The organism is Clostridium sp. FS41 (assembly GCF_000954015.1).
Taxonomy (GTDB): domain Bacteria; phylum Bacillota; class Clostridia; order Lachnospirales; family Lachnospiraceae; genus Enterocloster; species Enterocloster citroniae.
On the sequence record NZ_JYHN01000056.1, the window covers coordinates 265962 to 278504 of the forward strand.

The 12543-nt window shown below is 47.9% G+C and carries 11 protein-coding genes; 8 read left to right on the forward strand and 3 right to left on the reverse strand.

Annotated features, from left to right (window positions below; translation table 11 throughout):
• Positions 1 to 27: 27 nt before the first annotated feature.
• Genes CLFS41_RS11680 through CLFS41_RS11690 form a run of 3 tightly spaced genes read right to left on the reverse strand, consistent with a single transcriptional unit; the run spans position 28 to position 2934 of the window.
• The gene (locus CLFS41_RS11680) at positions 28 to 1332 is read right to left on the reverse strand and encodes a TRAP transporter large permease (RefSeq protein WP_045092367.1); all 1305 of its coding nucleotides are present in this window, start codon (positions 1330 to 1332) and stop codon (positions 28 to 30) included.
• Positions 1329 to 1823 carry a TRAP transporter small permease gene (locus CLFS41_RS11685; RefSeq protein ID WP_045092368.1) on the reverse strand — a complete coding sequence of 165 codons (495 nt, stop codon included), beginning with the start codon at positions 1821 to 1823 and terminating at the stop codon, positions 1329 to 1331. The genes CLFS41_RS11680 and CLFS41_RS11685 overlap by 4 nt, the downstream gene beginning before the upstream one ends.
• Positions 1824 to 1845: 22 nt before the next feature.
• A complete protein-coding gene (locus CLFS41_RS11690) occupies positions 1846 to 2934 on the reverse strand; it encodes a TRAP transporter substrate-binding protein (protein WP_045092369.1) in 1089 nt (362 codons plus the stop codon).
• 337 nt (positions 2935 to 3271) lie between these two features.
• Here CLFS41_RS11690 and CLFS41_RS11695 point away from each other — a divergent pair, with 337 nt between their 5' ends.
• From CLFS41_RS11695 to CLFS41_RS11730, 8 genes are all read left to right on the forward strand, one after another.
• Positions 3272 to 4453, forward strand: a complete 1182-nt coding sequence (locus CLFS41_RS11695; protein ID WP_045092370.1) for an enolase C-terminal domain-like protein — start codon at positions 3272 to 3274, stop codon at positions 4451 to 4453.
• Between the two features lie 94 nt (positions 4454 to 4547).
• Positions 4548 to 5549 carry a membrane dipeptidase gene (locus CLFS41_RS11700; RefSeq protein ID WP_045092371.1) on the forward strand — a complete coding sequence of 334 codons (1002 nt, stop codon included), beginning with the start codon at positions 4548 to 4550 and terminating at the stop codon, positions 5547 to 5549.
• A 19-nt stretch (positions 5550 to 5568) separates the two neighbouring features.
• Positions 5569 to 7128: an ABC transporter substrate-binding protein gene (locus tag CLFS41_RS11705; protein WP_045092372.1), complete on the forward strand. Its 1560-nt coding sequence runs from the start codon at positions 5569 to 5571 to the stop codon at positions 7126 to 7128.
• Between the two features lie 27 nt (positions 7129 to 7155).
• Positions 7156 to 8079, forward strand: coding sequence for an ABC transporter permease (locus tag CLFS41_RS11710; protein WP_045092373.1), 924 nt, complete (start codon positions 7156 to 7158; stop codon positions 8077 to 8079).
• Between the two features lie 17 nt (positions 8080 to 8096).
• Positions 8097 to 8975 carry an ABC transporter permease gene (locus CLFS41_RS11715; protein WP_045092374.1) on the forward strand — a complete coding sequence of 293 codons (879 nt, stop codon included), beginning with the start codon at positions 8097 to 8099 and terminating at the stop codon, positions 8973 to 8975.
• Between the two features lie 21 nt (positions 8976 to 8996).
• The gene (locus tag CLFS41_RS11720) at positions 8997 to 9974 is read left to right on the forward strand and encodes an ABC transporter ATP-binding protein (protein WP_045092375.1); all 978 of its coding nucleotides are present in this window, start codon (positions 8997 to 8999) and stop codon (positions 9972 to 9974) included.
• Position 9975: 1 nt separating this feature from the next.
• On the forward strand, positions 9976 to 10923 hold the full coding sequence (locus tag CLFS41_RS11725) for an oligopeptide/dipeptide ABC transporter ATP-binding protein (protein ID WP_045092376.1): 948 nt from the start codon (positions 9976 to 9978) through the stop codon (positions 10921 to 10923).
• Positions 10924 to 11000: 77 nt separating this feature from the next.
• Positions 11001 to 12203: an ABC transporter substrate-binding protein gene (locus tag CLFS41_RS11730; RefSeq protein WP_007867645.1), complete on the forward strand. Its 1203-nt coding sequence runs from the start codon at positions 11001 to 11003 to the stop codon at positions 12201 to 12203.
• Positions 12204 to 12543: the final 340 nt, after the last annotated feature.

Here is a 12543-nt window from a genome sequence, read left to right on the forward strand (position 1 = left end):
AGAAATTTATTTTATTTTTTGATCCTATCAATATCCGGCCCATGCAGGCAGCCAGCTTGACAATGCCGGTATGAAGGTTACCATCATAAGCACAACAAATATCGCAATGTAGCATTTTAGCAGGGGTTTCATCACATCCTCCAGCTTTCTGCCCGCAACCTTGATGCCCACAAACAGGATATTTCCCACCGGGGGCGTGATACAGCCGATACACAGGTTAAAGGTCATCATGATCCCAAAGTGCAGCGGCGTCATGCCAAGCTGGGTACAGATGGGCAGCAGGATTGGGGTAAATATCAATATGGCCGGTGTGATATCCATAAATGTTCCCACAAACAGAAGCAGGATATTAATGATCAGCAGGATGACCACCTTGTTGTCTGAAACTCCCAGAATCGCGCTTGCTATGGCTCCCGGGATCCCGGTAAAAGTCATGACCCATGCCATGATGTTGGAAGCGCCCACCAGGAACATAATGGTTCCGGACATCTTAGCGCTGTCCACCAGGATCACATACAATTCCTTTAGATCAATGGTCCGGTATATAAAAAGGGATAAGACCAGGCTGTATGCCACTGCAATACCGGCCGCTTCTGTGGCGGTAAAGATCCCGGTACAGATCCCGCCCACAATGATCACGATCAGCAGCAGACTGGGAACAGCATCTAAAAGCACCTTTATAAATTCACTGGGACTTACTTTGATGTTGCTGACATACCCCATCTTTCTGGCGTAAAAATACACCACAATCATACAACTTACCCCCCAAAGGACCCCGGGGATATAACCGCCCAGGAACAGGGCGGCCACAGAGGTTCCGCCGCTGGCCAGGGCATAGGTGATCAGGACATTGCTTGGGGGTATCAGCAGTCCCGTGGGGGCTGTGGCTATGTTGACCGCCGCTGAGAAATCCTCATCATAGCCTTCCTGTTTTTCAATGGGGCCCACAATGGAGCCCATGGCGGATGCTGCCGCCACTCCGGAACCGGATATGGCGCCGAACATCATATTTGCCACAATATTTGTATGGGCCAGGGACCCGGGTATCTTTCCCGTAAGGGCCTTTGCCAGATTGATCAGGCGCATGGCGATCCCGCCCTTGTTCATGATATTTCCCGCAAGTATGAAAAAGGGGATCGCAAGAAGGGTGAATATGGATATCCCGCGGAACATCCTGAGCGCCGCGGCCGAGACAGCCTCGGCATAACCAAGGGATGACACGATTGCAGCCATGGAAGCCACGCTGAGGGATATACCGATGGGGACTCCTGCCAGCAAAAGAACCACAAGTACGATCAAAATGATCAATCCTGCTGTTACTGTTCCACTCATACCTTTTCATCTCCTTTCGGTTTCATAAACTGCGATGTCAGCAGTCCTATGTTAAGAATACAATATATAACAATGAGGACACCCGCAGCCGGCAGGATGGCATACACATAAACCATACGTATGTGGAGTGTTGGTGAAACCTGCATTGCACCCACGTTCATAAATGATTTTCCGCCATTCAGGAATATGATATAGGTTATCACCAGTATAATCAATTCCGTCACAATAGACAATATGATCTGACCTTTCCCATTTACTTTATCAGCCAGGATCGAAAGTTTCATGTGATCTTGCTCGCCGAATACCAGCGCTGTGCTTAACAGCGACATCCACACAAATGCATAGGTAAGAAGGTCCTCGGAAAATGTACTTGGATTGTTTAATACGTATCTGGTGAACACCTGATAAACGACCAGAATGCTCATGAATGCCATCAGTACCGCGCAAATGACACACAATATTTTGTCCAATATCTGTTTTGCCTGTTTCACTCAATCACCTCCAGTAAAAATTCTAGTTCTCCTGTATCTGCTTAATCTCATCATACAGAGGTTTCAGGTCGGGATTTTCCTCCAGTACCTTCTGGGTAACGGGCAGAAGCAGCTCTTTAAAGGGCTCTTTGTCCACATCCACAAACTCAACACCCATTTCCAGTGCTTTTTCCTTCACTGCATCAATCTCTGCGTCCCACTCAACTCTCTCTTTTTCGGAACACATTTTAAATCCTTCTTCAAAAACCGCCTTTTCTTCCTCACTCAGACTGGACATGAATTTAGGGCTGGCAACCAGCATGTCAGGCATGATCTGGTGCTCATCATAGCTGTAGAATTTGGCAACCTCACCATGCTTATGGCTGACCAGAGCGATCTCAGGACTTTCGGCAACATCGATAACGCCGTTCTGAAGAGCTGTATACACTTCGCCGTAGGATAAGATGACTGCTGCGCCTCCCAGGGCCTCCACCATCTTTACATTGGTGTCACTGGACTGTACCCTGACCTTTTTACCCTTCAGATCAGCAGGAGATTCAATCTTTTTAGGGGAATAGAAGCTTCTTGTCCCGGCGCTGAACCAGGCAACACCCTGGATTCCCGAATCAATGGTACTGCTGTAAATCTTATTAATAAACTCCTCTGTGTCCATTACCTTGTAATAGCTGTCCAGGCTGTCAAACAAGTAAGGAAGCCCAAAGATTTTGTATGTATTGGAGAATGCTTCCAGATTGCTGGTACTGGCAATTACCATTTCCAGGGAACCGGACTGCATCAGCTCCAAAGCCTGGGCAGAACCGCCCATCAGCTCATTGGGATAGATCTCCACCGTATACTTATCTCCCAGCCTCTCCTCAATAAAATCCTTAAATGCATAGAGGGCAATATTCTCAGGATGGTCCTCAGGCTGTCCGTTGGCGATACGGATCGTCTTTACCCCCGAAGCTTTCCCGTTCTCCGAACCTTTGCTGCTTTCCCCGCTCTTACTGCTTTCTGCTGATGCTGTATTGTTTCCCTGGGTACCGGATGGGGCGGTTGAGGAACATCCTGCCAACCCTGCCGCAAGCGATACACACATACCTAATGCCAACCACTTTTTTATTGATCTCATAATTGCTACCTCCGTTATATGTATTTTTTTCTCCAGCGCTTTTGACTTGTCTATAGTTTACAAAAATAAGTCTTATAAATCGATTATTATGTTTGCCATTCATATATCCTTTCTTGCTGCAATTCTACTTATATAGATATATATTGTTTCTTATCTTGCTATATTGTCTACATTTTTTGCGTTTTGCACATATCCCGCCGCCCGCTCCCTCACCAGTCAAAACATTGTTTTTGAAAAAATAGTACATAATCCTGACAGATTATTGAAATGACTTTCCTGTAAAATATTATTAAAATTGTCTAAAGCAAACAAATAATATTCTCACGAGGTGACCAAAATGAACAACGAACTTCAGTACCACAAAATTTCAAATGTAAATACCTACAAAGTCAGGAGCCATTTCCCCCGTCTTGTGGGCAAAAATGCATTCAGAAATGAACATGCATATGGAGATGAGTTTGTAGTAAAGGAAATCATCACCGATCAGGGGGCCCGCGGATGGGGCCTGTCATCCGGACTGTTTTACCATCAGGATCCGGAAACAGATGACAGAATGATCCTGGGAAAATCCGTCTCGGATGTATTTGACCCGGACAAGGGGATCGTGGACATGAGCCTCTCTACCTTTGACTTTGCATTACATGACCTGGCCGGCAGCATACTTGGCATTCCATGCTACAAGATGTTCGGCAACAAGGGGGTGGGCGCGGTTCCCGTTTATGACACGCTGATCTATTTTGACGATATCAGCCCTGACAGAAAACCCGGAGGGATCGCAAAAATCCTGGAGGAATGCCAGTACGGATACGACTACGGCTACAGGGCATTTAAGCTTAAGATCGGCCGTGCTCCCATGTGGATGAACTGGACGGACGGATTAAAGCGGGATATCGATGTGACAAGGGCTGTCAGGGAACGCTTCCCGGACTGTGAGATCCTGGTGGATGCCAATGATGCCTACACCGTGGAAAAAATGAAGCAGTATGTGGACGGGGTGGCTGACGTGGGACTGTACTGGATCGAAGAGCCCTTCAGGGAAAATGAACAGGATTTCCGCGCGCTTCGGGAGCATCTGGATGCCAAGTCACCAAGAACATTGATCGCCGATGGGGAAACCGATCCCAACATGGATCTTCTCATTGACCTGTATAAAAAGGGCCTGTTAGGCGTATTCCAGATGGATATCCAGGGCGACTATACCCTGGGGCATGCATTCGGCCTTACTCCCTGGAGAAGGGTAATGCCAAAGCTTGAAGAAATAGGCGCAAGGATCTCTCCTCATGCCTGGGGCCTGAAGCTGAAAACACATTATGCAGCCCAGTTCTGTGCGGGATATCCCGGCGTTGCCCGTGTGGAAGGAGTAACCGATACCACGGAAGGTGTTGATTTCAGCGGCTACAAGCTGAAGGACGGCAAAATGTATCTTCCTGAAAAACCTGGATTCGGAATGGACTTTATCTGGGGCATGCCCTTAACAGGCGGTGACTGCGAGAGCAAGACCATCTGCAGGCAGGTCTGAAACAACATACATATTAAAAAGGGATGTTACACAGAGCAAAAACATACGGAACACAAACATGTATAGAGAGGGAAGGTTATAGAGAGGGAAGGCTATGAAAACAGCAGACGAGATACTGAAAGAATCAATGGTAATAGACGCCCATTTGGATCTGATGTCCGATTTGGAGCGCAAGCACGCAATGGGAAGGCAGCACGTAATAAAAGAAGACTATCTGGAATCCTTCCGGGCAGGCTGTGTGGACGTGATATTTGCAGCAATCTTTGTGGATGATGAATATCTTCCTGAACAGGGCTTGAGACAGGCACTGCGGCAGGTCGAAGCCCTTTACACAGAGTTGGATGAGCTGCGGGATGAGGTAGTCATTGTACGGAATACGGATGAGATCCGGGAAGCCAGACATCAGGGCAAAATAGGGATCCTGATCACCATGGAAGGGGTTGAGCCCTTAAACGGAGATGTCTCACTGCTGCGGATCTTCTACAACCTGGGAGTGCGTGTTCTGGGATTATGCTGGGCACGCTCAAACTGGGCCGCGGACGGCGCACGTTTTTACAGCGAACGGCCCGGGTATGGCATTACAGAGGACGGTGAACGCCTGATCGAATATGCCCAGAAGCTAGGAATGCTCCTGGATGTTTCCCACCTTAATTTTACCGGATTCTGGGATCTGATCTATTTGACAGGCTGTCCATTCATAGCCACCCACTCAAATGTGTATGAGATTTCCCACTCTCCCCGAAACCTGATGGATAAACAACTTGCAGTTATGATGGAACGTTCCTGTGTGGTTGGTTTAAACGGTGTCAGCATGATGCTGCGCTTCGAGGACCAGGAACATGCATCACTGGACGACCTGATCCGGCATTACTGCTATCTAAAAGAACATGGTATGTTGGAAATTGCCGGTTTGGGACTGGATCAGTTTGACAGGATGAATCACCAGACCGCAAACGAGACATTCGATGTGATAAAAACACACGAGGAACTTCCTCTTTTTGTGGAAAAATTAATGGAAACCGGTTTTACAGAATCAGAGATCAAAGGAATACTCGGGGATAATCTGATGCGTTTACTGGCTTCTACAATAGGATGATCGTGAAGGGAGAAGAACTATGAGAAAAAACAAAAAAACAACAATACTTTTAGTCTGTCTTGCCATGTTAGTTTCAGGCTGTGCAGGCAAACCAGCTTCAACAGAAGGGACTGCGTCAGAAAAAACCGTTGACACGGCTGCACAAAAGCAGGTGACCATTGCGCTTTTGAGCCAGCAGACCAGCCTTGACCCCCATACCACCATTGACGGAACTTCCATGATCGCACAGGGCGGCAATATCTACAATACGCTTGTTGACAGCAAAGACGAAGTATCCTCAGAAATCCTGCCTGAGCTGGCCACTGAATGGTCTGTCAGCGATGACAATCTTGTGTATACCTTTAAATTACGGGATAATGTGCTATTCCACAACGGTGACAAATTCACCTCCGCCGATGCCAAATTCTCAGTGGAACGCGCCATGTCCGAGCCGGTAACAGCCTCCAGTTTTTCCATGATCGACCACGTGGAAGCGCCGGACGATACCACCCTTGTGATCACATGTAAGTATATACAAGCTAACTTCCTTCAAGTGATCGGAAGCCTGGGCGGTTCCATTGTCAGCGAAAAGGCTGTGACCGAAGCAGGTGACAATTATAAGTTCCATCCCATTGGAACCGGCCCTTATAAGCTGGAAGGGGAATGTATTCCCGGGCAGCCGTTTTCACTTGTTGCATTTGACGGCTATTGGGGAGAACAGCCCCAGATCCAGAAGATCAATTTTAAGATCCTGCCCGATGCCAGCACTGCTGTTATTGCGCTGCAAAAGGGAGAAGTTGACTTCATGCCGGATTTATCCGTAGCAGACATGTCCATTGTGGATGAGGACGAGAATCTGGTCGTGCACCAGGCTCCAAGCTTCTCCTTTGTGCACCTGACATTTAACAAGTCCAAACCTCCTTTTGACAACCAGAAGGTAAGAGAAGCCATTGCAAAGGCCGTAAATAAAAACGATATCATTGCCGCCTCCTATGACAACGCGGGAGCGCTTGCAAACGCTCCGTTAAACAGTCTGCAGCTGGGATACACGGAGGACCTTCCCTTTGATACATACGATCTGGAAGGGGCTAAAAAGCTCATGGAAGAAGCAGGCTATCAGGATGGTTTTACCACCACCGTGCTTGTGAGAACAGATAAAGCATTTCTCATGAAGGTAGCTCAGGTCCTGCAGGCACAGCTGGCAGAGATTGGAATCGACTTACAGATCGAACAGATGGAAAAGGCCACCTGGATCGAATATTTGGGGAACTGCGATTTCGATATGACCATCGGCTATCTGAACTGGCCCAGCGTTGACAAAATGCTGTCCTTCCTGTACAAATCAGACGGCGACCAGAACTATGACAGATGCTTTAATGACCCTGTCATTGACGAAATGCTGATAAAGGCAACCCAGACCATGGATACCAAGGAAAGAGGACAGATCTATACGGATATCATCAAAAGGGCAGACGAAAGCATGGTTGTGGTTCCCTTATTCTTCCCTGCTGAGATCGTGGGCGCCAATGCCCATATCAAAGGCGTTACGATCTACAATAACTGCTACTTTCCTGTAAAGGAATGGACCTTGGAAGAATGATGAATATGACCGATAGGGAGGAAATCAATGAGTAAATATATTGTCAAACGAATTATATATTTTATCCCTGTGTTGTTTGGAATCGTATTTCTTGTCTATTCGATCATGTACCTGGCGCCCGGCGATCCCGCGCGTATGATCCTGGGGGACAAAGTCCCCCAGGCCCAGGTGGATGCCTTAAGAGAAGAAATGGGATTAAACAAACCGTTTTTAGTACAGTTTTTTACATACCTGACCAACATACTCCATGGAGATTTCGGCACTTCCTATCAGCTGGGAATGCCTGTAACTGATATCATATTAAAGATCCGCTTTCCCATCACCTTGATCATGGCTGTGTCTTCCATGCTGCTGGCAGTCATCTTCAGTATTCCCATCGGAACCTTATCCGCAGTAAAACAGTATACGGTAATCGACAGTATTACGGTTGTCTTTGCACTTCTCCTCACCTCCATACCCGTATTCTGGCTGGGGCTTATGCTGATCCTGCTGTTTTCATTGAAACTGGGCTGGTTTCCATCCAGTGGATTTGATGGGGTAAAAAGCTTTGTACTTCCTGCCATCACATTGGCGCTGGTAAACTCCGCCCAGATCATAAGGATGACAAGATCCAGCATGCTGGAAGTCCTGCGCCAGGATTTTGTAAGGACAGCCCGCGCTAAAGGCGCCTCTGAAACCAGGGTTATTTTCAAGCACGCCTTAAAAAATGCGATCATCCCTGTTTTAACCGTGATCGGCATTAACTTCGGAATCGTTTTAGGCGGATCCGCAATTGCGGAAACTGTTTTTGGCATTCCCGGCATGGGGATCCAGATGGTAACATCCATTCGTCAAAAAGATATTCCTGTTGTAATGGGAGCGGTGCTGTTTGTGGCTTTTACATTTAGCGTTGTCAATCTGCTGATCGATATTTTATACACCCTATTCGATCCCCGGATCCGGACGGATTAAACGACAGGAGGAGTACAATGAAGGAAATCAAAAAGGAACGGAATGTTTATAAGAGAAGCCAGCTCTATGAAATATGGCTGCGAATGAGAAAAAACAAACAGGCCATGTTTGGCCTGGGGCTGTTTATATGCATTTTGCTGATCGCAATTTTTGCTGATGTTCTGGTGGATTATAACACTGATGTGATCAGACAGGATATCGCCAACCGCCTGCAGCCCCCCAATGCGGCCCATTGGCTGGGAACAGACCAGTACGGACGGGATGTGCTGGCCCGTTTGATCTATGGGGCCAGAATATCCCTGACCATAGGGGTTATCACGGTTTTTGCCTCACTGGTCATCGGCGGCCTCATTGGAGCCATTGCCGGTTTTTACGGAGGCAAGCTGGATAATGTGTTAATGAGGATCATGGACATTTTCCTCAGCCTTCCCTCCATCCTCCTGGCGATCGCAGTGATCGCCGCTCTGGGCACCGGGATCGTAAACATCATGGTGGCGGTTGCCATATCCTGCGTCCCGCGGTATGCGCGTATTATCCGCTCCTCCATCCTATCTATCCGGGATAAGGAGTTCATAGAAGCGGCCCGGGCCATCGGAACATGGGACGGCCGCATTATACTGAAAAACATCATCCCAAACGCCATCGGCCCTGTGATCGTGCAGGCCACCTTGGGGGTGGGTGAGATCATCATATCTGCCGCGGGCTTAAGCTTTTTGGGATTAGGCATTAACCCGCCTATGCCCGAATGGGGGGCAATGCTTTCCGAGGGCAAGGAATTTATCCGTAACCTGCCCTATCTGGTCGTGTTTCCAGGCATCTGCATCGTGCTTACCGTCCTCTCGCTGAATCTTCTGGGTGATGGGTTGAGGGATGCATTGGATCCCCGGTTAAAGTAAGCAGAAAGAGAGGGTTTTACCGTGCAAAAGGATTATTTACAGATAAAAAATTTAAACATCCGTTATTATTCCAACAATGAAACTGTAAACGCAGTGAACGGCATTGATCTGGAATTAAAGGACGGCGAAACGCTGGGACTGGTGGGTGAAACCGGCGCCGGAAAAACCACCACGGCACTCAGCATCATGGGCCTGCTCCCCCCAAAGGTATCGGAAATCGTTTCGGGGAGCATTGTGCTGGACGGCGAGGAACTGGTGAAATCGCCGGAAAAGAAAATGAGGCTGATCCGCGGAAGAAAGGTGGCCATGATATTCCAGGATCCCATGACCTCATTGAACCCCCTTCAAACCGTGGGAGAACAGATCGGCGAGATGATACTGCTCCACAACCATTTCAGCAAGCAGGAACTGAGCAACCAGGTGGATGAACTCATGGAAAAGGTCGGGCTTCCAAAAGGGCGCAAAACAGAATATCCCCATCAGTTTTCCGGCGGCATGAAACAAAGGGTGGTGATCGCCATTGCACTGGCATGCAATCCAAAGCTGCTCATTGCCGATGAGCCCACAACAGCGCTGGATGTAACCATTCAGGCACAGATATTAAACCTGATGGAGGATCTAAAAAGAGAGTATCACACCTCCATGCTGCTGATCACCCATGATCTGGGGATCGTGGTGGAAATGTGCGACAAGGTGGCGATCATGTATGCCGGGGAGATCGTTGAATCAGGAAGTGTTGAACAGATATACAGCACGCCTCTTCACCCGTATACACAGGGTCTGTTTAATTCAGTCCCCAGCCTGGATGACGACAAGCACAGGCTGACACCCATCGATGGCTTAATGCCGGATCCCACCAATCTGCCCGCTGGCTGCCATTTTCATCCCAGATGTCCTTACGCAACAGAGTTATGCAAGACCAGCCCGCCTGCCAGTGAGGCTGAAAACGGCCATCGTGTCATGTGTTGGTATTGGGAAAAACAAAAGGAGGGGAATTGATATGAATTTACTGGAGATCCAGCATTTAAAAAAATATTTCCCCACTGCCAAGGGCTATCTCCACGCGGTGGATGACGTATCATTTACCATTGAAGAAGGCACCACGCTGGGCGTGGTGGGCGAGTCCGGCTGCGGCAAAAGTACGCTGGGGCGCCTGATCCTGCGCCTTCTGGATTCAACCGAGGGGGAAGTCTATTACAAAGGGGACAATATCCTCGCCTATGACAAGCACAAAATGCGCATGATGCGCCAAAAGATGCAGATTATCTTTCAGGACCCTTATGAATCCTTAAATCCCAGGGCAAGCGTGGGGGAGATCATATCCGAAGCCCTGATCGTAAACAAGCTTTACTTGTCTAAAACAGAACTTGACGACAAAATATACGAATTAATGGAGACCGTGGGGCTGGCAGAGCGTTTGATCAACTCCTACCCTCACGAGCTGGACGGAGGCCGGAGGCAGAGAATAGGCATTGCAAGGGCCCTGGCGCTGAACCCGGAATTCATTGTCTGCGATGAGCCTGTATCCGCACTGGATGTATCCATCCAGGCACAGATTCTTAACCTGATGCAGGATCTTCAGGAACAAAAGGGATTTACTTATATGTTTATCACACATAACCTGAGCGTTGTAAAACATATCTCCGACAACATCATGGTCATGTACCTGGGCCAGGTCGTGGAGCTTGCTCCCAAAAAGCTTTTATTTTCCCATCCGTCCCATCCCTACACAAGGGCTCTGCTGGCCGCCATCCCGGTGCCAAAGCTCAGCAGCCGCAATAAGCAAAGGGAGATCATCCACGGTGAGATCACATCCCCCATCAATCCGGGAAATGAATGCAGGTTTGCCAAACGCTGTCCCTTTGCCAAAGAAATATGCTTCCAGACAAAACCGGAACTGGCTGAGATAGAACCGGGACATTTTGTGGCCTGTCATGAATATCTGTAACAAGCAGTATGTAAAAAGCAACTGGCATAAGGCAGCTGGTATAAAGCTGAAAATATAATAAAATGCGGAGGTTTCATATGAAAAAAAGATCAGGATGTATCAGAAATTTATCACTCACATTGTTAGCAGCAGTAACCCTTGCGGGATGCAGTGCTTCGGGAACAAGCGGAGGAGCTTCCGAACCGCAAAGCAGCAAAAGCGAAGATGCGGAAACCATTGAATTCGCGGTTATGGGGCCCATGACCGGCGATACGGCCGGACTTGGACAACAGCAGGAATACGGCGTCCGTCTTGCAGTGCAGGAGATCAATGAAAACGGCGGGATCAATGGGAAGAAACTTGTCTATGATGTGTATGACGACCAGATGAATACCAATCAGGCAGTGATCTGTGCGGAGAAAATGGTTGCCGCAAACAAATACCGTTTTGTGGTCACATCCATTTCCACAGGCTGTTCCAAGGCAGCATACCCCACCTGGGCCAACGCCGACCTTCCGGTCCTCTCCGGGATCAATACGGGAAATACCATCACGGAACTGGGATATAAGAATTATCTGAGGATCTGTGCCAAGGATTCCGCAATTATTGAGCAGATGTGCGATTACATGGTAAATGAATGCGGCGTAAAAAAACCTGCCATTCTGTATACATCAGCCGATACGGATGTAACTAACTTTGATTTTACAAAAAACTATCTGAAAGATAAGTACAACATCGATATCATTGATTCCGCACAGGTACAGGTGGAAACGGAAAAGGATTACACCGCCTATATCACAAACTTTAAGGGAAAGGGCGCGGATGCCGTATATCTGCTTACCGAGTATAATCCCGCCGGATTATTCCTGAAACAGAAGGCTTCCCTTGGCTGGGATGTTCAGGTGTTTGGAAACACTGGCTGTGCCAATCCTCTTATCTTCCAGGTGGCCGATGCCGAGTGTACGGAAGGATTTATCACCATGTCAGCCTTTGATGCCGAGAGCACAAATGAACGCGTCCGGAAATTCGTAAAAAGCTATACCGAATTGACCGGCGTGGATCCCGGCCAGGAAGCGGCAGGACCATATGATCTGATCTACATGGTATCGGAAGCCCTGAAAAATGAGGAGACAAACGGTTTAAACGGCAATGCCCTGGTGGAATGGCTCCGCTCCAATGCATCCTATTCAGGAATCATGGTGGATGTGGAAGGATTTGATGCAAACGGAGATAACCCCAATGCTAAGCCCCACATGCTGATCGCGAAAAACGGAACATATGTAGGGATCGATGAAAAATAGAAAGAGATAAAGAGAGAAAGATAACGTGAAAAATACAATGTAAAAACAATAAGGGGGTATCGGTTAATACCGACTTTTAACCCCTAACATGATAGGAAGAGACAATCCCAGAGAATTCGGGCCTTTTCTAAGGCAAAATTCTCTACGGGACTGTCTCTTCCTTTTTCTTGCTCCTATTTCAGGGCGCAAAACACCCTTGTTTGGTTTTTACGGAGCGCTCTGTCTGCTAAGCGGTTTTCTGCTCCTTTTTCCCTTCATATTTTTCGATTTCATGGTGTAAAAATCGGTGGTATTTCATCATATTCCTGCCTATCGCATACAACATGAACTCTTTATATAC

What these genes read in the sequence shown, in the direction of transcription:
- CLFS41_RS11715 (WP_045092374.1), top strand. Translation starts at nt 8,097, where the DNA reads ATGAAGGAAATCAAAAAGGAACGGAATGTTTATAAGAGAAGCCAGCTC.
- CLFS41_RS11705 (WP_045092372.1), top strand. Translation starts at nt 5,569, where the DNA reads ATGAGAAAAAACAAAAAAACAACAATACTTTTAGTCTGTCTTGCCATG.
- CLFS41_RS11690 (WP_045092369.1), bottom strand. Translation starts at nt 2,934, where the DNA reads ATGAGATCAATAAAAAAGTGGTTGGCATTAGGTATGTGTGTATCGCTT.
- CLFS41_RS11680 (WP_045092367.1), bottom strand. Translation starts at nt 1,332, where the DNA reads ATGAGTGGAACAGTAACAGCAGGATTGATCATTTTGATCGTACTTGTG.
- CLFS41_RS11710 (WP_045092373.1), top strand. Translation starts at nt 7,156, where the DNA reads ATGAGTAAATATATTGTCAAACGAATTATATATTTTATCCCTGTGTTG.
- CLFS41_RS11695 (WP_045092370.1), top strand. Translation starts at nt 3,272, where the DNA reads ATGAACAACGAACTTCAGTACCACAAAATTTCAAATGTAAATACCTAC.
- CLFS41_RS11700 (WP_045092371.1), top strand. Translation starts at nt 4,548, where the DNA reads ATGAAAACAGCAGACGAGATACTGAAAGAATCAATGGTAATAGACGCC.
- CLFS41_RS11725 (WP_045092376.1), top strand. Translation starts at nt 9,976, where the DNA reads ATGAATTTACTGGAGATCCAGCATTTAAAAAAATATTTCCCCACTGCC.
- CLFS41_RS11730 (WP_007867645.1), top strand. Translation starts at nt 11,001, where the DNA reads ATGAAAAAAAGATCAGGATGTATCAGAAATTTATCACTCACATTGTTA.